The sequence below is a fragment of the Dietzia timorensis genome, from assembly GCF_001659785.1.
Lineage (GTDB): Bacteria > Actinomycetota > Actinomycetes > Mycobacteriales > Mycobacteriaceae > Dietzia > Dietzia timorensis.
In genome coordinates, this window is sequence record NZ_CP015961.1 from 1,844,479 (window position 1) to 1,870,792 (window position 26,314).

25 protein-coding genes are annotated in these 26,314 nt (G+C 65.9%); 3 read left to right on the forward strand and 22 right to left on the reverse strand.

The annotated features are described in order from the left end of the window. Window positions 1-36: 36 nt before the first annotated feature. The 3 genes from zwf to pgl are packed head-to-tail and all read left to right on the forward strand — an operon-like array spanning window position 37 to window position 3,302. Window positions 37-1,599, forward strand: coding sequence for a glucose-6-phosphate dehydrogenase (zwf, locus tag BJL86_RS08420; RefSeq protein WP_231887082.1), 1,563 nt, complete (start codon window positions 37-39; stop codon window positions 1,597-1,599). After that, window positions 1,596-2,516 carry a glucose-6-phosphate dehydrogenase assembly protein OpcA gene (locus BJL86_RS08425; protein WP_231887081.1) on the forward strand — a complete coding sequence of 307 codons (921 nt, stop codon included), beginning with the start codon at window positions 1,596-1,598 and terminating at the stop codon, window positions 2,514-2,516. The genes zwf and BJL86_RS08425 overlap by 4 nt, the downstream gene beginning before the upstream one ends. A 30-nt stretch (window positions 2,517-2,546) precedes the next feature. Then, window positions 2,547-3,302 carry a 6-phosphogluconolactonase gene (gene pgl / locus BJL86_RS08430; RefSeq protein ID WP_067471079.1) on the forward strand — a complete coding sequence of 252 codons (756 nt, stop codon included), beginning with the start codon at window positions 2,547-2,549 and terminating at the stop codon, window positions 3,300-3,302. A 128-nt stretch (window positions 3,303-3,430) separates the two neighbouring features. Here the strand turns inward: pgl and secG are convergent, their stop codons facing one another. The 22 genes from secG to gmk all read right to left on the reverse strand — a co-directional run bounded on the left by secG (window position 3,431) and on the right by gmk (window position 26,191). Further along, window positions 3,431-3,670, reverse strand: a complete 240-nt coding sequence (gene secG / locus BJL86_RS08435; RefSeq protein ID WP_067471077.1) for a preprotein translocase subunit SecG — start codon at window positions 3,668-3,670, stop codon at window positions 3,431-3,433. A 205-nt stretch (window positions 3,671-3,875) separates the two neighbouring features. Then, a complete protein-coding gene (tpiA, locus tag BJL86_RS08440; protein WP_067471075.1) occupies window positions 3,876-4,679 on the reverse strand; it encodes a triose-phosphate isomerase in 804 nt (267 codons plus the stop codon). 28 nt (window positions 4,680-4,707) lie between these two features. Further along, window positions 4,708-5,919 (reverse strand): phosphoglycerate kinase, encoded by a 1,212-nt coding sequence (locus BJL86_RS08445; protein WP_067471346.1) that lies wholly within the window; start codon window positions 5,917-5,919, stop codon window positions 4,708-4,710. Between the two features lie 121 nt (window positions 5,920-6,040). After that, on the reverse strand, window positions 6,041-7,057 hold the full coding sequence (gap, locus tag BJL86_RS08450; protein WP_067471073.1) for a type I glyceraldehyde-3-phosphate dehydrogenase: 1,017 nt from the start codon (window positions 7,055-7,057) through the stop codon (window positions 6,041-6,043). Window positions 7,058-7,312: 255 nt separating this feature from the next. Continuing rightward, the gene (gene whiA / locus BJL86_RS08455) at window positions 7,313-8,296 is read right to left on the reverse strand and encodes a DNA-binding protein WhiA (RefSeq protein ID WP_067471071.1); all 984 of its coding nucleotides are present in this window, start codon (window positions 8,294-8,296) and stop codon (window positions 7,313-7,315) included. A gap of 116 nt (window positions 8,297-8,412) precedes the next feature. Then, entirely contained in the window at window positions 8,413-9,438 is a 1,026-nt protein-coding gene (locus tag BJL86_RS08460; RefSeq protein ID WP_067471069.1) for a gluconeogenesis factor YvcK family protein, read from the reverse strand. A 12-nt stretch (window positions 9,439-9,450) separates the two neighbouring features. After that, window positions 9,451-10,359: an RNase adapter RapZ gene (gene rapZ / locus BJL86_RS08465; RefSeq protein WP_075844919.1), complete on the reverse strand. Its 909-nt coding sequence runs from the start codon at window positions 10,357-10,359 to the stop codon at window positions 9,451-9,453. Between the two features lie 10 nt (window positions 10,360-10,369). Then, complete coding sequence (gene uvrC / locus BJL86_RS08470) at window positions 10,370-12,439, reverse strand: excinuclease ABC subunit UvrC (RefSeq protein ID WP_067471065.1); 2,070 nt, start codon at window positions 12,437-12,439, stop codon at window positions 10,370-10,372. Between the two features lie 14 nt (window positions 12,440-12,453). Next, on the reverse strand, window positions 12,454-12,966 hold the full coding sequence (locus BJL86_RS08475; RefSeq protein ID WP_067471063.1) for a PH domain-containing protein: 513 nt from the start codon (window positions 12,964-12,966) through the stop codon (window positions 12,454-12,456). A gap of 89 nt (window positions 12,967-13,055) precedes the next feature. After that, window positions 13,056-13,535 carry a 6,7-dimethyl-8-ribityllumazine synthase gene (ribH, locus tag BJL86_RS08480; protein WP_067471061.1) on the reverse strand — a complete coding sequence of 160 codons (480 nt, stop codon included), beginning with the start codon at window positions 13,533-13,535 and terminating at the stop codon, window positions 13,056-13,058. Further along, window positions 13,532-14,884: a bifunctional 3,4-dihydroxy-2-butanone-4-phosphate synthase/GTP cyclohydrolase II gene (locus BJL86_RS08485; protein ID WP_082908278.1), complete on the reverse strand. Its 1,353-nt coding sequence runs from the start codon at window positions 14,882-14,884 to the stop codon at window positions 13,532-13,534. Before BJL86_RS08485 ends, ribH begins: the two co-directional genes overlap by 4 nt. A gap of 34 nt (window positions 14,885-14,918) precedes the next feature. After that, complete coding sequence (locus BJL86_RS08490; protein ID WP_067471341.1) at window positions 14,919-15,545, reverse strand: riboflavin synthase; 627 nt, start codon at window positions 15,543-15,545, stop codon at window positions 14,919-14,921. Window positions 15,546-15,550: 5 nt separating this feature from the next. After that, window positions 15,551-16,651: a bifunctional diaminohydroxyphosphoribosylaminopyrimidine deaminase/5-amino-6-(5-phosphoribosylamino)uracil reductase RibD gene (ribD, locus tag BJL86_RS08495; RefSeq protein ID WP_067471059.1), complete on the reverse strand. Its 1,101-nt coding sequence runs from the start codon at window positions 16,649-16,651 to the stop codon at window positions 15,551-15,553. After that, window positions 16,651-17,310, reverse strand: coding sequence for a ribulose-phosphate 3-epimerase (rpe, locus tag BJL86_RS08500; RefSeq protein ID WP_067471057.1), 660 nt, complete (start codon window positions 17,308-17,310; stop codon window positions 16,651-16,653). The genes ribD and rpe overlap by 1 nt, the downstream gene beginning before the upstream one ends. A gap of 17 nt (window positions 17,311-17,327) precedes the next feature. Then, a complete protein-coding gene (locus BJL86_RS08505) occupies window positions 17,328-18,854 on the reverse strand; it encodes an RsmB/NOP family class I SAM-dependent RNA methyltransferase (protein ID WP_082908277.1) in 1,527 nt (508 codons plus the stop codon). Further along, entirely contained in the window at window positions 18,851-19,798 is a 948-nt protein-coding gene (gene fmt / locus BJL86_RS08510) for a methionyl-tRNA formyltransferase (protein ID WP_067471055.1), read from the reverse strand. Before fmt ends, BJL86_RS08505 begins: the two co-directional genes overlap by 4 nt. A gap of 4 nt (window positions 19,799-19,802) precedes the next feature. Beyond that, a complete protein-coding gene (gene def, locus BJL86_RS08515) occupies window positions 19,803-20,393 on the reverse strand; it encodes a peptide deformylase (protein WP_067471052.1) in 591 nt (196 codons plus the stop codon). 121 nt (window positions 20,394-20,514) lie between these two features. Beyond that, complete coding sequence (locus tag BJL86_RS08520; protein WP_067471050.1) at window positions 20,515-22,593, reverse strand: primosomal protein N'; 2,079 nt, start codon at window positions 22,591-22,593, stop codon at window positions 20,515-20,517. A 47-nt stretch (window positions 22,594-22,640) separates the two neighbouring features. Continuing rightward, window positions 22,641-23,852, reverse strand: a complete 1,212-nt coding sequence (gene metK, locus BJL86_RS08525) for a methionine adenosyltransferase (protein WP_067471048.1) — start codon at window positions 23,850-23,852, stop codon at window positions 22,641-22,643. Between the two features lie 121 nt (window positions 23,853-23,973). After that, window positions 23,974-25,260, reverse strand: coding sequence for a bifunctional phosphopantothenoylcysteine decarboxylase/phosphopantothenate--cysteine ligase CoaBC (gene coaBC / locus BJL86_RS08530; RefSeq protein WP_067471045.1), 1,287 nt, complete (start codon window positions 25,258-25,260; stop codon window positions 23,974-23,976). A gap of 5 nt (window positions 25,261-25,265) precedes the next feature. Next, a complete protein-coding gene (gene rpoZ / locus BJL86_RS08535; RefSeq protein WP_067471044.1) occupies window positions 25,266-25,556 on the reverse strand; it encodes a DNA-directed RNA polymerase subunit omega in 291 nt (96 codons plus the stop codon). Between the two features lie 17 nt (window positions 25,557-25,573). After that, entirely contained in the window at window positions 25,574-26,191 is a 618-nt protein-coding gene (gene gmk, locus BJL86_RS08540) for a guanylate kinase (protein ID WP_075844920.1), read from the reverse strand. Between the last annotated feature and the right edge of the window lie 123 nt (window positions 26,192-26,314).

Sequence of the window (26,314 nt, forward strand, 5' to 3'; positions counted from 1 at the left end):
TAGCCATTTGCATTGCCGAGAAAGGGCATGGGGCCGGTGAGCTCTGAGGGACACGTACACGAGGACGTCGCGGACGAGGCGTGGACAAATCCACTGCGCGACCCGCGTGACAGGCGGCTGCCGCGCATCGCGGGGCCGTGCGGGATCGTCATCTTCGGGGTAACCGGGGATCTGTCGCGAAAGAAGCTCATACCGGCGATCTACGACCTGGCCAACCGCGGCCTGCTGCCGCCGGGGTTCGCGCTCATCGGTTTCGGGCGCCGCAAATGGGGTAACGACGAGTTCGCCGAATTCGCCAAGCAGTGCGCCAAGGAACGCTCGCGCACCAAGTTCCGCGAGGACGTGTGGGAGCGCCTCGCCGAAGGGCTGCGATTCGTGACCGGCACGTTCGACGGCGACGAGGGCTTCGACAGCCTCGCCGAAACCCTGGACGAGCTCGGCTCCGCCGGTAAGACCGCCGGAAACATCGCTTTCTACCTGTCGATCCCTCCGGACGATTTCCCGGTGGTGTGCCGGCAACTCGACCGCACCGGTGTCGCCGAGCCCGGAAACGACTCGTGGCGCCGAGTTGTCATCGAGAAGCCGTTCGGACACGACCTCGACAGCGCCCGCGAGCTCAACGACGTCGTCGCCGCGGTGTTCCCCGAGGAATCGGTGTTCCGTATCGACCACTATCTCGGTAAGGAAACCGTCCAGAACATCATGGCGCTGCGCTTCGCCAACCAACTGTTCGAACCCGTGTGGAACAGCAATTACGTCGACCACGTGCAGATCACAATGGCCGAGGACATCGGTCTCGGCGGGCGCGCTGGATACTACGACGGAATCGGCGCGGCGCGCGACGTCATCCAGAATCACCTCATCCAGCTCATGGCGCTCGTGGCGATGGAGGAACCGATCAACTTCTCCGCGGCGGCGCTGCGCGAGGAGAAAATCAAGGTGCTCGAATCAGCGGCCCTGGCCGAGCCCATCGAGGACACGACGGCGCGGGGTGTGTACGGGGCGGGCTGGCAGGGCAGCGAAAAGGTGCTCGGCCTTCACGAGGAGGAGGGTTACGATCCGAACTCGACCACCGAGACCTACGCGGCGATCACCCTCGAGGTGCATAACCGGCGCTGGGGTGGGGTCCCTTTCTACCTCCGCACCGGCAAGCGGCTCGGGCGTCGTGTCACCGAGATCGCCGTGGTATTCGCCCGCGCCCCGCACCTGCCCTTCGACTCGACGATGACCGAGGAACTCGGCTCCAATGCCCTCGTGATCCGCGTCCAGCCCGACGAGGGCGTGACGCTGCGCTTCGGCTCCAAGACCCCGGGGACGACGATGGAGGTGCGCGATGTGTCGATGGACTTCGACTACGGTGAATCCTTCACTGTGGACTCCCCCGAGGCCTACGAACGGCTCATCCTCGACGTGCTGCTCGGGGCGCCCTCGCTGTTCCCCGAATCCCGCGAGGTAGAGCTGAGCTGGATGCTGCTCGACCCCGTGCTCGACGAGTGGGCGTCGCGCGGGCGGCCCGAAACCTACGCGGCCGGAACCTGGGGGCCCAGCAGCGCCGACAAGATGCTGCAACGCGACGGCCGGAGCTGGAGGCGACCATGATCATCGATCTTCCCAACACCTCGACGGCGGCGCTCAACAAACGGCTGGTCAAGCTACGCGAGAATGCCGGTCTGCCGATGATCGGCCGCGTGCTCACACTCATCGTGGTCACCAACGAGGTCGTTGGCTCCGAATCTGCGATCCGCTCGGCGAACAACGCCTCTCGGGAGCATCCGTGCCGCGTCATCGTCGTGATTCGCGGCAACCGAGCCGCCGCCAATCGGCTGGACGCACAGATTCGCGTCGGCGGCGATGCCGGCGCTTCCGAGGTGATCGTGCTACGCACGAGCGGCGGGCTCACCACTCAGGGTGCGGCGCTCGCGACGCCGCTGTTGCTTCCCGACACCCCGGTGGCCGCGTGGTGGCCCCGGAACTCCCCGACCAATCTCGCCGCCGATCGGATCGGGCAGCTCTGTCAACGCCGTATCACCGATTCGGACGCCGAGGGCCACCCCACCGACGCGCTCGCCAAGCGGGCGTCCGGTTACTCCCCCGGCGACACGGACCTCGCGTGGGCGCGTATCACCCCGTGGCGCGCGCTCATGACCTCGCTGCTCGACCAGCCGCCCTACGAGAAGATCACCGCCGCGACCGTCGGCGGCCCCGAGTCCGCGGGATCCATCGACCTCGCCTGCGGCTGGCTCGCCGCGCGCCTGGGCATCGACGTGCGCCGCGCCGTCGGCAAGCAGATGGTCGTGCTCGAGCGGAAGAGCGGGAACATCGTCATCGAGGGCATCAATTCCAGAACCGTGGAGGTGCGCATCACCGGACAGGAACCGATGCGCGCCCCGCTGCCCGACCGGTCTGTGGCCGAATGCCTCGCCGAGGACCTGCGCCGGATGGATTCCGACGAGATATACGCCGAGGCGCTCACGGGTCTGGACCGAGTCATACACAGCTCGTCGTCTGACCGCTGATCCGCTCTTCCCCCGCCGAGGAGGCCCGCCATGCCAGGATTCGATCCCACTCACTTTCCCGCCCCGGACACGTTCGTGCACACGGATGTCGATGCACTTGCCGACGCTGCGGCTGACGCCATCGCCAAGGTTCTCGCGGACACCCGCGAATCCGAGGGCCGACCGGCGCGCATCAGCCTCACCGGCGGTGGCGCAGGCCTTCGCACGGCGCGAAAGCTCGCCGACGCGGACATCGACTGGACGGGTGTCGAGGTGCACTTCGGGGACGAACGGTTTGTTCCACGCGACGACCCCGAGCGAAACTCCGCACAGATCCGCGAAGCGCTACTTGATCGCGTATCCGGATTGACTGTCGTCGATTGGCCCGCGCCCGGCGATGACGGTGCAGCGGACGTCGATGAGGCGGCCGCGAGCTTTGCAGCCGCTCACCCGCTTCCAGCCGGCGACGGACCGACGTTCGATCTGTTCCTCCTCGGCATGGGCGGCGAAGGGCACGTGAACTCGGTGTTCCCGCACAGCCCGCAGGTTGCCGCTGATGCTTCCGACATCATGCCCGTGCACGATTGCCCCAAGCCCCCGCCCGAGCGGATGACCTACTCGCTGGGTGTCGTGCGCCGCTCGGCGCACGTGTTCTTCCTCGTCGCCGGGGCGGAGAAAGCGGAAGCCGCCGCAGCGGCGCTCGGCGGCGCGGACCCGCAGCAGTGGCCGGCAGCCGGGGCACGCGGGACGGTCTCGACGCGTTGGTTCCTCGACGAGAGCGCGGCTGCAGATAATCCGGGACGGTAGCGGCTGCGCCCGCATGGGTGGCGCATAGATAAATGACGGCGGACGCCGGGAACTCCTGGGGAGAACCGGCGTCCGCCGTCATAGATGTGTGAAGTTCTGTGCCGAGCGCCTACGAAAGACGCGGAAGGCTAGAGGAACTCGAAGGTAACGCCCAGCCCGTAGACCAGGATGCATGCGAGCCAGAAGAGGCCGACCGCGACGGTGTAGATGTCGAGGTTGCGCTCGACGACGCTCGAACCCGAGAGGCTCGACTGCATGCCGCCGCCGAACAGCGAGGACAGGCCGCCGCCCTTACCCCGGTGCATGAGCACGAGGAACAGCAACAACAGGCTGCTCAGGACGAGCAGGATTTCCAGCGCGATCTTCATTCGCTGCCGCTTCCTTTCCCAGTAGCGAGGGCTGCGGGGACTCCGCAGCTCACGCGACTTAAGCGTCGACCGGCGCTCATCCCAGACGGACGATTCCGCGAGGGTGCGCGCACAACTCGGTCAACTCTACCGATTCCGCTTGCCTCCCTGCCAATCGCCACGCCGCCGGCACCCTTGAGGTACGGCAGCGGCGCGGCCTGTGGCGTTACTTGGAGCCGCCGAGCGGGCCGTCCGCGGCGATCGCGGACAACTGGGCGAACTCGTCGGGCTTGAGAGACGCGCCGCCGACGAGGCCGCCGTCGACATCGTCCTGGGTGATGAGTTCGCCGATATTGCCGGAATTGACCGAACCGCCGTAGAGCACACGCACCTTCGCAGCGACCTCTGCGCCGGCGATGTCGGCGAGCGCCGAACGAATCGCGGCGCACACCTCTTGGGCATCGGCTGCGGAGGCGGTCTTTCCCGTGCCGATGGCCCACACCGGCTCGTATGCGATCACGGAGTTGCCGATCTGCTCGGCACTCAGGCCCGCAAGCGAACCCGTGAGCTGCTTGACGACGAAGTCGACGTGTGTGCCGGCCTCGCGGATCTCGAGCTTCTCGCCGACGCAGACGATCGGCGTCATCTTTGCCTCGAGCACCTTGGCTGCTTTGGCCGCGACGAGCTCGTCGGTTTCGGCGTGGTAATCGCGGCGCTCGGAATGACCGACAACCACGTAGGTGCAGCCGAGCTTCGCAAGCATCGACGCCGAGACCTCTCCGGTGTAGGCGCCCGAAACATGTGCCGAGACGTCCTGAGCTCCGTACGCGAACGGGAGCTTATCTCCCTCGACGACGACCTGGACCCCTCGAATATCGACGAACGGCGGGATGAACGCAACGTCGACCTTCTCGGTGTACTTGTCCGGGAGTGCGAAGGACACCTTCTGGACGAGCGCGATGGCCTCGAGGTGGTTGAGGTTCATCTTCCAATTGCCGGCAATGAGCGGCGTGCGCGAACTGGTGGACATGGCTGCCTTCCTTTTCGGTTCGAAGCGATTACTTGGCGAGCGCAGTAACGCCCGGCAGTTCCTTGCCCTCGAGGTACTCGAGGGAGGCTCCGCCTCCGGTGGAGATGTGTGAGAAGTTCTCCTCGCCGAGGCCGAGGGTGCGCACCGCGGCGGCGGAGTCCCCTCCACCGACCACGGAGAACGCGCCGTCCTTGGTTGCGGAGATGATGGCTTCAGCGACACCTCGAGTGCCGTGTGCGAAGGCCGGGAACTCGAACACGCCCATCGGGCCGTTCCAGAAGATCGTCTTCGCGGCGCCGAGCTTCTCGGCGAAGGCCTTCACGGACTCCGGTCCGATGTCGAGTCCCATCTTGCCCTCCGGGATGGAGTCGACGGCCACCGTTTCGTGCGGGGCGTCCGCGGCGAAACCTTCGGCGGCGACGACGTCGGACGGAAGCGCGATCACGTCGCCGAACCGAGCGAGCAGGTCCTTGCACGTGTCGATCATGTCGTCTTGCAGCAGGGACGAGCCGACACTGTAGCCCTGGGCCGCGAGGAATGTGAAGCACATACCTCCGCCGATGACGAGCGTGTCAACCTTTGGCGCGAGGGACTCGATGACGCCAAGCTTGTCGGATACCTTCGAGCCGCCGAGCACGACGGCGTAGGGGTGCTTGGTGTCGCCGGTGAGCGACTGCAGCACGTCCACCTCGGCCTGGACGAGCTTGCCGGCGTAGGACGGGAGAATCGAGGCGACATCGAACACCGAGGCCTGCTTGCGGTGGACCACGCCGAACCCGTCCGAGACGAACGCGCCGTCTTCGCCCACGAGAGAGGCGAGCTCTTTGGCGAACTCCGCGCGCTCCGCATCGTCCTTCGACGTCTCGCGCGGATCGAAACGGACGTTCTCGACGAGCAGCACGTCTCCGTCGGTGAGACCGTTCGCCCGCTCACGTGCATCGGATCCGACAACGTCTTCGGCGAGCTGCACGTACTGATCCAATTGTGACGAAAGCTCCTCGGCAACGGGGCCGAGCGAAAACTCGGAGTCGGCCTCACCCTTGGGGCGGCCCAGGTGGGCCGTGATCACGAGTGCCGCACCGGCGTCGAGGAGAGCCTTGAGCGTCGGGATGGACGCGGTGATGCGGCCGGTGTCGGTAATGGTCGACCCGTCGAGCGGAACGTTGAAGTCCGAGCGTACGAGGATCTTGCGGCCGGAGACGCCGGCGGACAGCAGGTCGTCGAGAGTATTGACGTTCATGAGTACCTCGAAATCGTTGGGATTGGTGATAGAGAACAATGCCCAAGTCGCGGATATTCTGCACGCGACTTGGGCATTGTGAGTGGACTCTTCTGAGAGTCGATGGGTACCGGTGCGGTATCTACAGCGACTTACCGACCAGCGAGACGAGGTCGGCGAGGCGGTTGGAGTAGCCCCACTCGTTGTCGTACCAGGAGGCGATCTTCACCTGTCCGTCAATGACCTTGGTCAGCGGTGCGTCGAAGATCGACGAGTGCGGATCGGTGACGATGTCCGAGGACACGATCGGGTCCTCGTTGTACTTGAGGATGCCCTTGAGCGGGCCCTCGGCGGCCGCCTTCATCGCGGCGTTGACCTCTTCGACGGTGGCCTTCTTCTCGAGTTCTGCGGTGAGGTCGGTGAGGGAGCCGGTGGGCAGCGGAACGCGGACGGCGTAGCCGTCGAACTTCCCCTTGAGCTCCGGGAGCACGAGCGACACGGCCTGCGCTGCACCGGTGGAGGTCGGCACCATGTTGATCGCGGCGGCACGGGCGCGGCGCATGTCCTTGTGCGGGGCGTCCTGCAGGTTCTGGTCGGCGGTGTAGGCGTGGACCGTCGTCATCAGGCCCTTGACGATGCCGAACTCGTCGTTGAGCACCTTGGCGACCGGCGCCAGGCAGTTCGTGGTGCACGAGGCGTTGGAAATGATGGTCTGCGAACCGTCGTACTGGTCGTCGTTGACGCCCATGACGATGGTGATGTCCTCGTTCTTCGCCGGAGCGGAGATGATGACCTTCTTTGCCCCGCCCTCGAGGTGTCCCTTGGCCTTCTCCGCGTCGGTGAAGATACCGGTGGACTCGACGACGACGTCGACACCGTAGTCGCCCCACGGCACCGCCGCCGGGCCTTCCTTCACGGCGAGCGCGCCGATCTTGCGGTCACCGATGGTCAGCGAGTTGTCGTCGTACGTGACGTCCTCGCCGAGGCGTCCGAGTACCGAGTCGTACTTGAGAAGGTGCGCCAGGGCGTCGTTCGTGGTGAGGTCGTTGACACACACGATCTCGATATCGGTGTTGCCGGCGGCGCGAAGGGCCTCGACTGCGCGGAAGAAGTTACGGCCAATGCGGCCAAAGCCATTGATGCCTACGCGTATGGTCACGACTTACTCCTAGAGATATGTGAAAAGTCTTGAGCTTTTACTGGGTCCGTTGCGGGGGCTGCCCACTCGGGATGCGCCCCGATGGAACCGATTGCCTCGATCCTCCGTGACCCGTATGGGCCCGGTGGCGAACAACCGCCACGAGTAGGTGGTGGTCCAGCGGGTACTGCCGCGATTTACGCAGCCCACGGCCTCCACCCTAGCGAACTTGCCCACGTCGTTGCGGGAGGCATCCCGGAATCATGACGTCGGAGTTCACTCCTCGTCGAGGAGTTCCTCGGTCACCGCCGAATCGGTGTCGGGAATCCCGAGCTCCGCTGCTTTGCGGTCGGCCATGGACAGGAGGCGCCGGATGCGCCCGGCTATCGCGTCTTTGGTCATCGGCGGCGAGGCGAGCTGTCCGAGCTCTTCGAGCGAACTCTGGCGATGCGTGGTGCGGAGCTCACCTGCCGTGAGCAGGTGGTCGGGAACGTCCTCGCCGAGAATGTCGAGTGCCCGTTCCACGCGGGCCGCGGCGGCTACTGCCGCCCGGGCGGAGCGGCGGAGGTTCGCGTCGTCGAAGTTCGCCAGCCTGTTCGCGGTGGCTCGTACCTCGAGCCGCGAGCGGGAATCGTCCCACGCGTCCTTGGTCTTCGGAGCGCCGATCACGCCGAGCAGCGTCGAAATGGCCTCGCCATCGCGGATCATCACTCGGTCGGATCCGCGCGCCTCCCTGGCTTTCGCGGTGACGTCCAGTCTCCGTGCCGCTCCGACCAGGGCCATCGCGGCCTCGGTGCTCGGCGCCGTGATCTCCAGCGCCGCTGACCGGCCGGGCTCCGTGAGCGAGCCGTGGGCGAGGAACGCGCCTCGCCACACGGCCTGCGCGTCGTGCAAGGCGCCGCGGACGAGGGCCGGCGGCAGACCCTTGACGGGGAAGCCCCTCCCGTCGACGAGTCCTAGGAGGCGGACGATATCGGTGCCCTTATCGAGAATGCGGAGAACGTGCTTGTGGCCGCTGCGTCCCGTGCCAGTGCCGATCTGGTGAATCTCCGGACGGGCCCCGAAAAGGGAATCGAGCTCGCCCGAAAGGCGATGGGCGATGTCGGAGTTCTCGACCTCCACCTCGATGACAAGGCGGTGAGACATGGGCTGCAGGGTTCCGGCGTAACGGATGATCGTGGCCACCTCTGCGCGCCGGGCAGACTCGCGGTTGTCGTGAACACGCACGAGTTCTTGCTTGACCTGGGCGGTCAGCGACATTGATGGCTCCTTAATGTGCTTGTGCGCAGATATGCGCTCACAAGTGTAAGTAACTGGGGTGCACCGTGTGCGGCGCACCGTCGATATCGTCTCGGTTTCGGCCCGGGGGAAGCGATTCAGTCGGTGCGCCCGATGCGCCCCAGCGCCGCACCGAGCGCATCCGGATCGTGAATCGGCCGGATCCCGCCGTTCGAGGAGTTTTTTGCGACCTCCGCCATCACAACTCGCGCTCCCAGCGATTCCGCCGTGCGGTTGACCTGTCCCATTTCCCCTTCACTCAGGCCGGTGCGAGGGTCCAGAACGATGGCGTCGAAATCGAGCCCGGGCGCGTGCTGGCGTAAGACGTGGAGGTGTCTCTCGGTCGAAAACCCTGCCGTCTCCCCCGGCTGCGGAGCGAGATTGAGCACGAGGACCTTCGTTGCAGAAGTCTGGGCAAGTGCTGTGGAGATTTCGGGCACCAAAACGTTGGGTATCACCGAGGTGAACCAGGATCCCGGACCGAGAACGACCATGTCCGCCTCTGAAATGGCGTCCACCACACCGGGCGTGGCGGGAGGGTCGGAAGGGATGAGTCGAACTCGTCGCACCTGACCTGGTGTCGATGCGACCGCCACTTGCCCGACGATCGTGCGAACCACCCGCGGGTCGGCCTCCAGACCGAAGACGTCCGCCGCGATATCCAGCGCGACCGGCGACATTGGCATGACGCTGCCGACTGAGCCCAGCAGGTCCTCTACTACCCGGAGTGCGGCGACCGGATCGGCGAGTTGCTCCCACAGACCAGCGAAAACGAGATTGCCCACGGCGTGGCCCGCCAGAGCGCCGTTTCCCCCGTAGCGATGCTGGAACAGCGAGGCGAGATCCTGGTGCTCCTCCGATTCTCCCGCGAGGGCGCACAGTGCCATTCGCAGGTCGCCCGGGGGCAAGATTCCCAGTTCACGGCGCAACCGACCGGAAGAGCCGCCGTCGTCGGCGACAGTCACGACCGCTGTGAGTTTTGAGGCGACTCGCCGAGCTGCCGATAACGTCGCCGCCAGTCCGTGCCCTCCGCCGAAGGCGACGAGCGAGCCCACGTCCAGGTCGGGTTCAACCGACTCGTTGGTGCGGGAGATCTTTCGGGCGGAAGGAGAATCAGGATGCATATGGTGCCTCTATTATTCCCGGCCGAGGTCGCGATGCACGACGGCGACCTCGACATTGTCCAGTGTGCGTAGGCGCTTACCGAGCTGTTCTGCAACCGCCACACTTCGATGCTTTCCGCCGGTACATCCGACCCCGAGGATCATGTAGCGCTTTCCCTCGCGGCGGTACCCCTCCATCGCGATCTCGGCCATCTTCTCCGCGCTCTCGAGATAGTCCTCGACACTCGGATCGGACAATACGTACTCGGAGACCGCGGCGTCACGGCCGGAATAACGCCGGAGTTCGGGCACCCAATATGGATTCGGAAGAAACCGCATGTCGAGCTGGAGGTCGACGTCCCTGGGGACGCCATATTTGAAACCGAAGGATTCGACTATCACCTGGAAACCGAACTCGGGATTGCCGAACGGAACCTCGAGCCTGCGGCGCAGATCGTGCACCGATAGCGAAGAGGTGTCCACGACGACGTCGGCGCGCGTGAACAAGCCGGTGAGGTGGTCGCGCTCCTTGTTGATGCCGTCGACGATCCCGTCTCCGGTTTGGAGGGGATGACGTCGCCGCACGGAATTGAACCGCTGTACGAGCGAATCCTCGGAAGCATCGAGGAACAGAACCCGAAGCTGTTTTCCGAATGCGGCGATAAACCGGTACACGAGGTTGAGGTTGTTCATCAGGCCGAGGGTGCGCACGTCGAGGACCACCGCGAGCCGCATGATCGGCTCGTCGGGTTTTGTCGCGACCTGGGCGAGTGCCGGGAACGTCTCGATGGGCGGATTGTCTACCACGTACCAACCGAATTCCTCGAGGACCTTCGACGCCGCGTTCTTGCCGGCCCCGCTCATTCCGGTGACAAGCAGAAACTCCTGATCGGGAAGCATCGGATTCGTCGTGGGAAAAGGATTGTGTGGTGTACGGGCCATCGCCTCGACCTCAACTTTCTTTCGGTGCCCCGCCGGGCGCCGCTTCGTCGGCGTCTGAGCTCAAGTCTTTCATTTTTCCGCGTTCGGTCGGTGATTCCGTGCTCAAGGCGTCTGCGATGGTCTCGGCTGCCTTGCGTCCGATTCCGTGGACGTCCTGCAGATCGTCGATACTTGCCGCGGAGATCGCTGCGATCGAGCCGAACTTGTCGATCAACGCCTTGCGCCGCGTAGGACCTAGACCGGGGATCTCGTCGAGTCGCGAGGAGGTCATGCGCTTGCTTCTCGCGCCGCGGTGCGCGCGGATGGCGAAGCGGTGCGCCTCGTCGCGCAGCCGCTGGAGCATGTACAGCCCCTGCCCCTGCCGGGGGAAAATCACGGGGAATTCCTCCCCGGGAACCCAGATCTCCTCGAGTCTCTTGGCGATCCCCACGACGGGCACGTCGGTGACACCCAGTTCGTCGAGAACATCTTGTGCCGCCTCGACCTGCGGCTTGCCGCCGTCCACAACGAAAAGCTGAGGTGGGTAGGCGAATTTTCGAGATGACGCCGTGGGAACCGTGTCCTCGACTACCGCGCCGCCCTCGGCTGTTTCGTAGATGTCGTCGGGTGTGTCCGTGGGAGCCTGGAGGTGCCGACGGAATCGCCGCCTGGTGACCTCGGCGATGGACGCGACGTCGTCGGAGTGCCCGTCCCCTGCGGCCTCGGTGATGCGGTAGGTCCTGTAATCGGACTTCTTCGGCAGCCCGTCTTCGAACACCACGAGCGAGGCCATGACATCGGTGCCCTGGGTGTGCGAGATGTCGATGCACTCGATGCGCAGTGGTGCCTGGTCCAGGCCGAGATTTTCCGCGATCTCGGCGAGCGCCTCCGACCTGGTCGTCAGGTCGCCGCTCCTGCGTAGCTTGTGCTGCTTGAGCGCCTCCACCGCATTGCGGTGAACCGTCTCGGCGAGACTCTTTTTCTCTCCCCGCTGCGGTACTCGCAAAGAGACCTTCGATCCGCGCAGTCCCGTAAGAACCTCGGAGAGCGCGTCCGCCTCCGCGGGTAGCGCAGGGACGAGAACCTCGCGGGGAACGGCAACGCCCACCGGCTCATCGGCCGTGGCCACCTGCTCGGCCTCCGTCCCGTAGAACTGCCCGAGAAAATCGGCGATGACGTCGGGCGCCGCATCTTCCGGGCGGAACTCGCCATCGGCACCGACACCGTGGGAATGCTCGACCACCCAGCCCCGCTGCCCCTGGATTCGTCCGGAGCGGACGTGGAATACCTGGACGCTTGCTTCGAGCTCGTCCATTTCGACACCGACCACGTCGGCGTCCGCGGCGTCGGGGAGGACGACGTTCTGCTTCTCCATCGTGCGTTCGATGGCGCCGAGGTCGTCGCGCAGCCTGGCGGCACGTTCGAAATCGAGGTCCTCTGCTGCCGCGGACATCTCTTTGCTAAGGCGCCTGACAATCGGGCGAGTATTGCCGGAGAGGAAGTCGCAGAATTCCATCACGATCGCACGGTGCTCTTCGGCACTCACCCGGTCGACGCACGGAGCACTACATTTGTTGATGTAGCCGAGCAGGCACGGTCTGCCTAGTTGACCGTGTCGTTTGAACACCCCAGCGGAGCACGTGCGTGCCGGAAAGACGCGTGTCAGGGTGTCGAGGGTGTCGCGGATCGCCCAGGCGTGCGAGTACGGACCGAAGTAGCGCACGCCCTTGCGTCGAGGCCCGCGATAGACGAACAACCGCGGGTACTTCTCGTTGAGGGTGACGGCGAGCATGGGATACGACTTGTCGTCGCGGTAGCGGACGTTGAAGCGTGGATCGTATTTCTTGATCCAGGTGTACTCGAGTTGAAGTGCCTCGACCTCGGTGCCCACGACGGTCCAGACGACAGACGCCGCCGACGTCACCATCTGGCGCGTGCGCGGGTGCAAGAGGGTGAGGTCCTGGAAATAATTCCCCAGACGCGAGCGAAGGTTTTTGGCCTTGCCCACGTAGATCACTCGTCCGTGTTCGTCGCGAAAACGGTAGACCCCGGGGTCCGTGGGTATTGTTCCTGCGGCGGGGCGGTAGCTTTGTGGATCCATCGTGCTTCCGCGGTCTAGCGGTCGGCGACGTTTTCGGGGTCCGCGGCGCTGGGCTTGTACGTGTGTGCGACATCGCGGAGGGCGTGCATGGCGGTTACGGCGGCGTCTCCGTCCATCGCCTGGATCGCGGGGATTCCCACGTGCTCGTATGCGGGAAGCTCGAGGCGCGCCCATTGTGCCGAAAGTGGGAAGGTGAATCCGACGATGTCGTCCCATCGGTAGAGTTTCGTCGCCAACAGCCCGGTGAGTTCCACGCCCTCGGATCCCGCTCGGATCCGAATGCGGAGCAGTAACAGGATCAATCCGGCGAGGATGATGCCGATGACCACGAACGCGAGCTGGTCGGCGCCGCCGATGTGGACCCCGGTATCGCGGCCCGCGGTGAGTATCAGGGCCCAGATGATGTGGAGGACGAGTACGGCCACCGCGATGGCGACGGTCCACACACGCAGCTTCTTCGGGCGGTACTCGAGCTCCCACTCCGCATCGCGGGTGTCGGAGTTCGACTGTTGCGCTTCGCCGCTCACGTGCAGCTCCTTCGAAAAAACATCGGACCGAATAATCGGGTGTGCGAGGTGCCTACTGGCCACGATAGTCCAGTGGGACGACAGTCCTGCTAGCCGGAGAGCAGGCGAAGTCTGCGTAGCTCGAGCGCCGCCCCGAGAGCTGCGGAGACGGCCTCGCCACCCTTGTCCTCGGCGGAGCCGGGGTGGCCGTCTCGCGCGACGGCCTGTTCGTACGAGTTCACCGTGAGCACTCCGTGGGCGACTGGAACGGACTCGTCGAGCGCGATCCGGGTGAGCCCATCGGTCACCGAATCGCAGACATAGTCGAAATGCGGCGTTTCCCCGCGGATCACGACACCAAGTGCGACGACCGCATCCGTTTGGCGTGCGAGCTGCTGCGCAACGATGGGAAGTTCGACAGCGCCGGCAACCTGCGCCTCGACGACCGTTGCGTTGGCCGCCTCCGCGACCGCGAGCGCGCGGCGACGAAGTTGCTCGGTGAGTTCGGCGTTCCACGCCGTGCGTACGATTCCGATCCTCAGCCCACTCGCGTCGGAAACCGTGGCTTCCGGACGTCCCGCGCCGCTCATCGCGCGTTCCCCCGTTCTTCGCCATCGGCGAGATCCTGCAGGAGATGCCCCATCCGGTCCCGCTTGGTTTGCAGGTAGCGTGTGTTCTCCGGTGTTTGGTTGACCGGGCTGGGCACCCTCTCGGACACGACGATCCCGCCGAGTTCCAGGGCGGACACCTTCTTCGGGTTGTTCGTGATGAGCCGGACGCTCTCGGCGCCGAGCTCGCGTAAAACCTGGGCGGCCACCGAGTAGTCGCGTGCGTCGGCGGGCAGACCGAGCTCGAGGTTCGCGTCGACGGTGTCGGTGCCGCCGTCCTGCAGGTGGTACGCGGCGAGCTTCGCGGCGATCCCGATCCCCCGCCCCTCGTGTCCGCGCAGGTAGACAATCACTCCCCTGCCCGCGGCGCAGATCTCTTCGACCGCCGCTTCGAGTTGCGCGCCGCAGTCGCAGCGCAGGGAATGGAACACGTCGCCGGTGAGGCATTCGGAGTGCAGCCGCGCGAGGACTGGCTCGGGACCGACGAAACGGCCCTCGGCAAGTTCCCCGGCAACGAGCGCGACGTGCTCGACTCCGGTGATCGAATCTCGGAAGCCGATTGCCGTGAGGTTGCCGGCGGGCACGGGCAGCGACGCCGCCGCGACCTGCTCGACCTGGGTCTCGTTTCGCCTGCGCCACGCACGCAACGCGTCGATCGACACCAGGGCAAGGTCGTGCTCGTCGGCGATCCGGCGCAGCTCGGGGGTGCGCGCCATGGTCGTCGGATCCTCCTCCGACACCACCTCGCAGATGACGCCGGAGCTGGAGCGTCCGGCCAGGCGCGCGAAGTCCACCGCTGCCTCGGTGTGGCCGGGGCGCTCGAGGACTCCGCCGTCACGCGCCCGCAACGGAACGACGTGACCGGGCCTCGACAGGTGGGCCGCGGTCGCTGCGGGATCGGCCAAAACGCGCGCGGTGTGGGCGCGGTCGGCGGCGGAAATACCCGTGGTCACGCCCTCGGCGGCGTCACAGGTGACGGTGTAGGCGGTGCCATGCGGATCGGTGTTGTTCTTGACCATCGGCGGAAGGCCGAGTCGATCGCAGGCGGAGCCCTGGAGAGCGACGCAGACATAGCCGGAGGAATAGCGCACGAGGAAGCCCATGAGCGCTGGCGTCGCTGCGTCGGCGGCGAAAATGAGGTCGCCCTCGTTCTCGCGGTCCTCGTTGTCGACCACGATGATGGCCTTGCCGGCGGCGATATCGGAGATGGCCCGTTCGATCGAGTCGAACGGGACCCCGTCATGGGTGCCGTCGACTGAATCGGTGGCGGGCTGCGAAGGCGTCACGGTGTGCGTCAACCTCGACTTTCGGTTGCGGTGTCGGGTGCGCATCTGCCGCGCTCCCGCCGGGTTCGAGTGAATGGTGCTAGGTCTGTCGGGCGTTCGTGGAGAACTCGGTGAGCCGTGCGATGTGTTTGGCCACAACGTCGGTTTCGAGGTTCACCGCGTCCCCGTCTCGTAATTGTCCCAGGGTCGTGTCGGCAAGGGTAACCGGGATAAGCGAAACCTCGAACCAGTGCTCGTCCGAGTCGGCGGGGCTGACCGCGGAGACGGTGAGCGAGACACCCGACACGGCGATAGAGCCCTTCTCGACGACGAGCGGCGCGAGCTCCGCGGGAATGGAGAAGCGGAGCACATCCCACTTATCGCCACTACTGCGGTGGACCAGTGTCCCGGTGCCGTCGATGTGGCCCTGCACGATGTGCCCGTCGAGACGGGAATGGAGCTGCGCGGCCGGCTCGAGGTTGACCTGAGAACCGACCTGTACCTGCGACATTGCCGAACGCTCCATAGTCTCGCCCATGAGCTCGGTGACGAACGAGCCATCGCCGGGAAGTTCGGTGATCGTCAGGCACACACCCGAGGTCGCGATGGAATCGCCGAGGGAGGCGTCGCCGAGAACCTCTGCCCCACTGATGCGCATACGAACGATGTCTGCATCGGTCTCGATGGAAGTGACCTCGCCGATTTGGCGAATGATGCCAGTGAACACGTCCGTCATCCTTCCCTTTGCTCGATCGGTATCCGCAGGCGCGGTGTGAGTACCGCGAACAGGTCCGATCCGATCATTTCTACGGTTTCGATGGTAAACCTGTGCGCCTGCCCTATGGTGTCCACCCCGGCCCCGATTAGCGCCGACGTGCCCGCTCCGAGTAGGGCGGGTGCGATGTAGGCCTCGATCCGGTCCACCATCCCCGCCTGCATGAATGCTCCGGCGAGATGCGGGCCGCCCTCGAGGAGAACGGATTCGCCGCCAGGCCCGGCGGCGGAGGCGATGGTTCGAATCGCGGTGAGCGGATCCCTGGTTTGTAAGTGCAGGAATCGGCCGTCCTCACCCCGCACGCGCGCACCGTCCGGTACCTCGGTCTCCCCCATCACGCACCGCAGTGGTTGCCGCTCGAGCGGCCGTCCCTCCGCGTCGCGCGCCGTGAGCGACGGATCGTCGGCGATCGTTGTGCCGGTGCCGACGACGATCGCGTCATGATGCGAGCGCCGCGCGAGGGTATGCGTCCGCGCTTCGGGGCCGGTGATCCACTGGCTGGTGCCGTCCTCGGCGGCGGAGCGGCCATCGAGGGACGCCGCGTATTTCCAGGTGACCTGCGGAAGCCCGGTCCTGGCGAGGTGATACCAGGATCCCAGCGGGCCGCGAAGGACATCGGCGCCGCGGCCGTCCGCCGTCATACCGACATCGCCGTACACGTCGAGCCCGGCGGCGGCGAGGCGATCGGCTCCGCCGGAGGCAACGGGGTTGGGGTCGGCAACCGCGTACACCACGGTGGCCAGGCCTTCGTCGAGAATGCGCTCCGCGCACGGCCCGGTGCGCCCGGTGTGGTTGCACGGCTCGAGCGTGACGACGATGGCGCCGCCGCGTGCGCGGTCCCCCGCCTCGTCGAGGGCGACGACCTCAGCGTGGCGCCCGCCGGCCGGTTCGGTCGAGCCGGTGGCGACGATGTTCCCGTCTGCATCGAGTACGACCGCGCCGACGGTCGGATTGGGCCGGGTCGTGCCCCACTTCCCCTCGGCGGTCCGCGCCGCCAGGTCCATGTACGGCGCGAAACGCTCCCGCACGGCTTTCGGCGGACGGGATCCTGAGGACATCAGCTCGTGGCGAGCGAGCGCAGCGTACGGACGGCCTCGTTCGGGTCCTCGGCGCCGTAGACGGCCGATCCCGCGACGTAGGTATCGCAACCGGCCGCCGCGGCCTGCGCGATGGTGTCGGCCGAGATCCCGCCATCGATTTGCAGTCGCGTGTCTAGGCCCAGGCGATCGATCTCCGCACGGAACGCGCGCGCCTTGTCGAGCATGTCGGGCATGAACGACTGGCCGCCGAAGCCGGGCTCGACGCTCATTATGAGCACGAGATCGAATTCGGACACCATCTCGAGGTAGTTCTCCGCCGACGTGCCGGGCTTCAACGTGAGCCCCGCCCCGCATCCGGACTCGCGGAGCTTGCGCGCGATGGAGACCGGATCGTTCGTCGCCTCGACGTGGAACGTCACATTAGTTGCGCCGGCCTCGACGTAGTCGCCGACCCAGCGGCCCGGGTCCTCGATCATCAGGTGGCAGTCGAGCGGCTTGTCGGTCACCTTCTTGATCGCCTTCGCGACCGGTGGGCCGATGGTCAGGTTCGGCACGAAATGGCCGTCCATGACGTCGACGTGAATCCAATCGGCATCCGGGATGCGCTGAATCTCTGCGTCGAGGCGGGCGAAATCGGCGGACAGGATGGACGGGGCGATCACTACTGGATGGCTCATGGTTCCCATCGTATTGGTTAGGCGTCGGAGCGCCGCAGCGCACACATGAACATCGCGTCGGTGCCGTGGCGGTGCGGCCACAGCTGGACCCAGGGGCCCTCTTCGCCCGCAAGCGCCTCGGGAAGGCCCTCGCGTACGTCGAGGAGCTCCGCAGAATGACGCCGGACGGCGTCATTCACCACGGAGACCGTCTCCGGCAGGTGCGGAGAACAGGTGGCGTATACGACGACCCCGCCCGGGCGCACGAGCTCGAGCGCGCTCGCGAGCAATTCCTTTTGCAGAGCCGTCAGCTCGGTCACGTCGTCCGGGGATCGGCGCCAGCGGGACTCCGGACGACGCCGCAGCGCGCCGAGTCCGGTGCACGGGGCGTCGACGAGCACCCTGTCGAAACCGGGCTCCAGGCCCGGCTTGCGCCCATCGGCGACCTTCACCCGAACGGGTAGCCCGTCGGTGGCACCTTCGACGAGCTTGGCGCGGTGTGCGGCGACCTCGATCGCGGTGACCTCGGCGCCGGCGATATCGGCGAGCGCACCAAGCATCGTCGCCTTGCCGCCAGGCCCGGCACACAGGTCGAGCCACCGGCCGGAATCCTCGCCCTCCAGCGGCATGTTCGCCGCGGCGAGCGCGACCAGCTGGCTGCCTTCGTCCTGTACCGCGGCGAGGTGCTCTTTCACAGGCTCGAGTTCGCCAGGGGATCCCGAGGGAAGATGAACCGCGTACGGCGACAGTTCCGCTTCGTCCCCACCGGTGATGAGCGCCAGTTCCTCGGCGGTGATCGCGCCGGGACGTGCGGCGAGGTGCACCTTCGGACGCGCGTCATCCGCAGCGAGAAGCTGAGGAAGCTCCGCTGCGTCCTTCCCGAGCGCATTGGCGAAGGCGCGCACGATCCACTCCGGATGCGCGGTTCCGATAGCCATACGCTCAAATGGATCTGTGATCCCCTGCTGCAGGATCTGCGTCCAGCCGGCCAGGTCGTGGGCGGTGATCTTGTGCATTACGGCGTTGATGAACCCGGCCGCGCGAATGAGCCCTTCACGCTTCGCGAGCTCTACGGTTGTATCGACTGCCGCATGTTGGGCTACACGGGTGTAGAGGAGCTGGTAGGCGCCGAGACGCAGCACGTCGAGAGCCTCCGCGTCGATCTTCGCCGGCGAGCGTCCTGCCGCCTTGGCGATGATTCGGTCCAGCTGTCCTTGTGCGCGCGTCGTGCCGTAGGACAATTCGGTGGCCAGCGAGGTATCGCGCTCGTCGAGCTTTGCCTTGCGAAGCAGCGAGGGAAGTTCGAGATTGGCGTATGCGCCGCGTTCGCGTACGGACGTGAGAAGGTCAAGCGCCACGGCGCGGGGATCTTTGAGCTGCGGTTGCCGACCGGTGCTCGCGCCGCCCCGCTGTCGATCTTGACGGTGCGAGCGGTCGCCTCCGCGTCCGCGTTCCCCACCCCGCCCCTTCGAAGAATTTCCGCGACTGGGCCCGGAGCCCTGCTTCTTCGGACCATGTCTGCCGCCGGAACCGCTGCCGGCGCGCTTGCGATTGTCGTCGCTCATGCGAATCGTGCCCCCGGTTCGATGTGGCTACCTCGTACCCAGTCCATGGCGTTCATGAGTTTCTTTCCCGGCGGCTGTAGTCGATCGATCACGATGGGTCCGGACGCGGTCCCGACGAAGAGCGACTTCTTCGTCCAATTGAGCTCACCAGCGGTGAGTCCGGCGGCCTGCTCGGGAAGGGAGTCTCCTCCAGGCAGGGTTACAGCTCCGATCTTGAAGCGTTGGCCGTCCAGCTCGGTCCATGCTCCCGGAACCGGTGTGATGGATCGGATGTGCCGATCGACGGCGAAAGCAGGCAGGTCCCATCGAATGCGTGCGTCGGCGGAACTGATCTTCCCGCTGTAGGACACTCCGTCGGAAGGCTGTTCGACGGCGACGAGTTCGCCGGATTCGATTCCGTTCAACGTGGCGACAAGCAGGCCCGCGCCCGACTCGGCGAGCCGTTCGAGCAGCTCGCCTGCGGTGTCCTGGGCTCCGATGGTCTCTGTGATAGTGCCGTACACCGGGCCGGTATCCATCGCGGCCTCGAGGCGGAACGTGCTCGCGCCGGTGATCTCGTCACCGGCGGCGATTGCCGCGTTGACCGGAGAGGCGCCGCGCCACGCGGGGAGGAGGGAGAAGTGTAGGTTGACCCAGCCGTGACGAGGAATGTCGAGCACGTCCTGGGGAAGGATATTGCCGTAGGCGACGACTGCAGCGGCCTCGACATCGAGCTCGCGGAGCGCGGATGCCAACTCGGGATCCCGGCCGCTCGTCGGGGTGAGTACCTCGATACCGGCGGCGTCCGCGACCTCGCCGACCGGTGAACGATGCAGCGTGCGTCCTCTCCCCTTCGGCGCGTCCGGCCGAGTGATCACCGCGGCGATCTCGTGCCCGTCGCTGTCGATGAGAGCCTTGAGGGAAGGAACCGCTGTTTCCGGAGTACCTGCGAATACGATTCTCATCGGTTTATCGATCCTGAGCGTCGGCGACGGAGAGCTGCCGGGCCTCGACCTCTGCGGTGCCGAGTTCTTCGAAGACAAGGTCCCCGATGATGGCGGGCATGCCGAACCACTCGGCGCTGCGAATCGCGGCCATCGCTTCCTTACGGGCGTCCCCGGTGAGGCGCTGCATGAACATGATGCCGTCGAGGTGGTCGATCTCGTGCTGACAGATTCGCGCGAGCAGCCCATCGGCGTGGAATCGAACCTCGTCGCCGCTCTCGTCGAGACCGGTCACATCGATCTCCAGCGGTCGATCGATCTCCCCGCCGATCTCGGGCACGGATAGGCAGCCCTCGTAGTCGAACTCGCTGTCAGACCCGGGCACGGTGTAGCGCGGGTTGACCAGCGCACCGCGGTGCCCTTCGTTGTCGTCGTAGACGAACACGCGGCGGGACACCCCGACCTGTGGCGCCGCCAGCCCGACGCCCTCGGCGTGATCCATCGTGTCCCACATGTCTGCGACCAGCTTGCGCACTCCTGCGTCGATCTCCGGCACCTCATCGGCGCGAGTGCGCAGGACGGCGTCGGGATAGAGCCGGATCGGTCGAATAGCCATGTGAGTAGGTACGTCCCTTCGTTGTCAGGCGCGCGATCACGGTCGCCACGTTATCCCCATTCTATTGCCGTGGCCTGGCCTGACCGCGAATCGGTGCCACACGGCCTCATCCAGCGCGGGGCTAGCCGATGTGCAGCGGGTCGAGGCGGATCCTCACGGGGCTGCCGTCTCGACGGGTGGCCCGAGAGATCACCGCGGCGAGCAACGCGTGCGAAACCTGGTCCACCTGATTGGGCGGGATCCGCACGAGTACGCGTTCAGGAATCTCGTCCGGGGCGGCCCCTGGCAGCGGTTCCGCCGACGGCACATCCACCGGACCCAGGATCTCCGGCACGAATCCGAGTCGCTCCGCGCCATGGTCCTCCACATAGTCGGACACAGCCATGACGTCGGAGGAGGCACCATCAATGGCGAACAGGTGCGCGGCTGGCGGAAACCCGACCTCGCGCCGTTCGGCGAGCTCACGGTGGGCGAAACCATCGACGTCCCAGCGGATCAGCGCTTGCGCGATATCGGTGGATGCCTCGGCGGAACAGAACACCTCCCCGCCGTCGGTGTGCGAAACGACGAGCCTCGCCGCGCCGACCCAGCGCCGAAATGCCTGCTGGGTGGCGCGCAGGTCCGGCCTGCTCAGCAACGACCACGCATCGAGGAGGAGCGCAGCCCCGTAGCCGCGCTCGGGAGTGGGTTCGGCCCCTGGGGTGGATACGACGAGCATGGGCCCTTCGGGTGCAGTGGAAAGTTTCTCGGATCCGGATACTCGAACAATTCTGGTGCCGGGAAACATGCGACCGAGTTCCTCCGCAGTCCTCGAGGCCCCAACCACGCCGGCGCGTAGCCTGCGCGAACCGCATTCGGGACAGCTGTAGGACACGTCGTGCACGCCGCACCAGCCACACACTAGTGCGCCGGCGCCGTCGGTGTTCGCCTCCCCGATAGCCAGCGGGCCATTGCAGCGACGGCAACGAGCGGGCGTGCGGCATTGCTGGCAGAGAAGCCGGGGAATGTAGCCGCTCCGCGGCACCTGCACGAGTACCGGCTGCCCTCGGTCGAGCGCCTGCCGGGCCATCGTCATCGCCACGGTCGGGAGCCGAGTGTGGCCGCCCGCGACATCGCGGGCCTGCACGGGATCGGCGTTGGTGACGGCAACGATCCTCGGAAGTTGTCGCTTGGTTTCCGGGGCCGCGGTGATCTCCGGCGCCCAACCCGCTTCCACGAGCGCCGCGACCTCGGGCGTACGAATCGGTCCCGCCAGTAGCAAAGGTGCATGTGCAAGGGACGACCGTAACGTCGCCACTTCCCGCGCATGCGGGTACGGGGCACGCGGCTCGGCGAGTGAGTCGTCTCCGTCGTCCCACACGATGATGATGCCCGGGTGCCGCGCCGGCGCCCAGACTGCACTTCGCGTGCCGACGACCACCTTCGCGTGGCCGCGAAGAACCTTGAGCCACCGGGTGTACCTCGCCTGGGGACCGAGGCTCGCAGTGAGTTCGACGATGTCGCCAGGTGCGCGCCCGTAGTCGCTCGCCGCCTCTTTCAAGCGGGACGAGACGATGTCGACGTCGCGCTGGTCGGGAACAACGATAATCGATTGCCGGTCGCCTGTGGCCGCGAAGAACGCCAGTTCGGCAAGCCGCGCCGCCCAATCCTCCCCCGGCGCGGGCGTCCACGTTCCGCGCACGGGTTTGCCCGAAGTCATCGCGGACGCGAACGAGGCGGCGCGCGGATAAGCGGACCACGCCTCGGACAGCTCCGGCGGATTCACCTGGGCATGGTCCTCGGTGCCCGCGTCCTCGCCGGTCGCCACATCGGCAGGGGCGACGGAGCGTTCCGCGGTCGCATGCCGCGGCGGAATCGCGAGCCGGAACACGTCCGAGCGTGCACCCACCCACCGCGCGGCAACGCGGTCGACGAGTGCGAATATCTCGGGGGTCACGACCACTTCGTCGGAGACAATACGGTCGATGTAATGCAGCTCTCGGGGATGTTCCGAGGTATCCGCCCGCTCGTATACGAAGGCGTCGACGAGCCGCCCGGCGAATCGCACGCGCACGCGCACGCCCGGCTGCACGCTGACGGCGTCCTTCTCGTCGACCCGATAATCGAAGAGACGATCAAGCTGGGGCAGCCCCAGGAGCGGCAAAACGCGCGCCACCGGCTTGTCCGAAGCCGGGACGCGCGTTGAACTGGGTTTTGCCATCGTGTGTAGTTGTAGCACGGCGCCGCCGGAGGCGGGCGCCGCTACTTCTATCCGTTACCGATGGCCGCCTTGAGTTCCTCGGTGCGGTCGGTGCGCTCCCAGGGGAGATCGACGTCGGTGCGACCGAAGTGGCCGTAGGCGGCGGTCTGCGAGTAAATCGGCCGAAGCAGGTCGAGGTCGCGGATGATCGCGCCTGGACGAAGGTCGAACACCTTCGAGACCGCGTTCTGGATGTCCTGCACCGGCGCCGTCTCGGTGCCGAAGGTCTCGACGAACAAGCCAACCGGGCTCGCCTTGCCGATGGCGTAGGCGACCTGCACCTCGGCCCGCTCTGCCAGACCGGCGGCGACGATGTTCTTCGCCACCCAGCGCATCGCGTACGCCGCGGAGCGGTCGACCTTTGACGGGTCCTTACCGGAGAATGCGCCGCCGCCGTGACGGGCCATGCCGCCGTAGGTGTCGACGATGATTTTGCGCCCGGTCAGACCAGCGTCGCCCATCGGGCCGCCGAGCACGAAGCGCCCGGTCGGGTTGACGAGCAGGCGGTAGTCGGAGGTGTCGATGTTGTCCGCCGCATCGGCGAGCACCGGCTTGAGGACTTTCTCGGTGAGGTCGTCGGTGAGCGTGGTGTCGAGATCGATCTCCGGATCGTGCTGAGTCGAAATGACCACCGTGTCGAGGCGAACGGCCTTCTCCCCGTCGTACTCGATGGTGACCTGGGTCTTGCCGTCAGGACGCAGGTACGGCAGCGTTCCGTCCTTGCGTACCTCTGTGAGGCGGCGAGAGAGGCGGTGCGCGAGCGCGATGGGAAGCGGCATCAGCTCGGGCGTGTCCGAGCACGCATACCCGAACATCAGGCCCTGGTCGCCGGCGCCTTGCTTGGCGATCGCATCCTCGGAGTCGCCTTCGGTGCGCGCCTCGTGCGAGGTGTCCACGCCCTGCCCGATCTCCGGGGACTGCGCACCGATCGAAATGGACACGCCGCAGGTGGTGCCGTCGAAGCCCTTCTCCGAGGAGTCGTATCCGACATCGAGGATGCGCTTGCGCACGATATCGGGGATCTCGACGTAACCGGTCGTTTTCACCTCGCCCGCTACGTGGACCTGACCTGTGGTGACCATCGTCTCCACGGCGACACGGGCATTGGCGTCTTGCTCCAGCATCGCATCGAGAATCGAGTCCGAGATCGCATCGCAGATCTTGTCCGGGTGACCTTCGGTGACAGACTCACTGGTAAACAGGCGGCGTGATTGATCCACTCCCGACTCCTATTCCTACGCTCGACGAATCCCACGGATTCGCCCCTTTTAGCCATTGATATTTGGTGCCGCACCGTAGTGCGCGCTATCGATCTACGAATAACAGCCTAGACGGAACTGTCTACTCCGTGTCGGAGGCGGTGTCGGCACGCTCTCGGCGGAACGTGAGCACGGCGTCGAAGATCCGCGCGGAGACGGAATATTTCCCGGACGTCGGTACTGCCTCTTCTCCACCGCCGCGGCGCAGAATCCAACCGGCGTTGGTGTCCTGCCCGAACGCCTCGGTCCGCCCAACCTTGTTGACGATGAGCAGATCGCACCCCTTGCGGGTGAGTTTCGCCCGCCCGTGGTCCAACACGGAGCCGTTGGCGTCTCCGGTTTCAGCCGCGAAACCAACGAGAGTGACGTCGGAAGGAACCGCTCCCTCGGCGCGAGCGTTCACGAGTCCCGCAAGCAAATCGGGGTTTCGACGGAGGCGAATCGTCTCGGGCTCATCGTCCGCACCCTTTTTGAGCTTCGACTCGGAGACTGACTCCGGACGGAAGTCCGCGACGGCGGCGGCCTTGACGACGATGTCCACGCCCGGCGCCTTTTCCATCAGGACCTCTTGCATCTCATGCGCGGAGATAACCCGATGGGTCTCTACTGCAGCCGGGTCGGGAAGATGCTGTGCTGCGGTGATCAGCGTGACATTCGCCCCGCGTGCAGCGGCGACCGCTGCGATGGCATGGCCCTGTTTTCCCGACGACCTGTTCCCGAGATAGCGAACGGGATCGAGCTCTTCCAGTGTCCCCCCGGCGGTGACGAGGACGGACAGGCCGATCATGTCCTGAGGAAGCGCGCCCGGATTATCGAGCAAGAGCTCACCGAGCCGGCCGATCTCATCGGCTTCGGGCAGCCGGCCGGCACCGGTGTCCGTACCGGTGAGGCGGCCGGAAGCCGGGGGCATGACGGTGGCGCCATCGGCGCGCAGCGTCGCGACATTCCGCCTCGTCGCCGGATGCTCCCACATTTCGGTATGCATCGCCGGGGCGAAGAGAACGGGACACGACGCGGTGAGAAGCGTCGTGGTGAGCAGGTCATCTGCTCGACCCTGGGCAACGCGGGCGAGTAGATCGGCCGTCGCCGGCGCGACCACGACAAGATCCGCCTGCTTGCCCAGATTCACGTGCCTCACCGACGGGACATCGGAGAACACGTCGGTGGATACCGGGTTGCCCGAGAGCGCCTCAAACGTGGCCGCGCCGACGAAGCGGAGCGCCGATTCGGTGGGAATGACCACCACGTGGTGGCCGCGCTCGCGGAAATGTCGGACGAGCTGGCACGCCTTATACGCGGCAATCCCGCCGCCGACGCCGACGATGACGCGGCCCTTGGTGCCGCCTTCCCAACCCGGCTGATCCACCATTTCAGTTACTGCTCGGAGTATTCCAACATGTCATGGTGGATCTCGCGCAGGGCCGTGGTGAGCGGCTTCTCCTGCGCGGAGGGGTTCACGAGCGGGCCGACGTACTCCAGGATGCCGTCGGCAAACTGGTTGTAGTAGTCGTTGATCTGACGTGCACGCTTTGCTGCGAAGATCACCAGCGAGTACTTGCTCGAGGCGCGCTCGAGCAGCTCGTCGATCGGCGGGTTGGTAATGCCCACCGGGGTGTCGTACAGCGGTGCGGATGAGGTCTTGGTCTCATCACCGGAAGCAGCCACGAAATTCCTCCTGCGTATTACTTGTCCAGGCCTGGACCGACTAGCAACTGTACCAGCTCGTCCACGGATTCAGAGATGTCGTCGTTGACGACGATGGTGTCGAACTCGTCCTGGGCGTCCATTTCCTCCCGCGCGGTGGCCAGCCGTCGTTCGACGACCTCGGCGGTCTCGGTGCCCCGCGACCGCAACCGGCGTTCGAGCTCGTCCCATGACGGCGGGGCGAGGAACACGAAGTGCGCATCGGGCGCGGTGGACTTGATGGCACGCACGCCAGCCAGGTCCACCTCGACGAGCACGGGACGTCCGGCGTCGAGCGCCTCTTCGACTGGAGCCGCCGGCGTGCCGGACAGCTGGATGCCAGAGTGGATCTCCGCCCACTCGAGCATGCGTCCGGAGGCGATCGCCGCCTCGAACTCTTCTTTACTCACGAAGTAGTAATCGCGACCGTCCACTTCCCCTGGGCGGGGCGCGCGTGTGGTCATCGAGACGCTGAAGTAGAGGTTGTCGATTCGGTCGCGTAATCCGGCCACGATCGTGGATTTACCAACGGCAGAGGGGCCGGCCAGGACAACCAGCCGACCCCTCGTGCGGGCCGGATCGGCGGAACCTTGGCCGTCTTGGCTAGCCACACCGATCCTTTCACTATGGGAGCGCGCGAGCTCTCGTTGTAGGCGCGCGTCCGCTATCTACAGAAAACAGCTGGGGCGGCTGCGAAGAGGCAGCAGGCTTTGTGCCTCTGCGCCTCGCAGCCGCCCCAG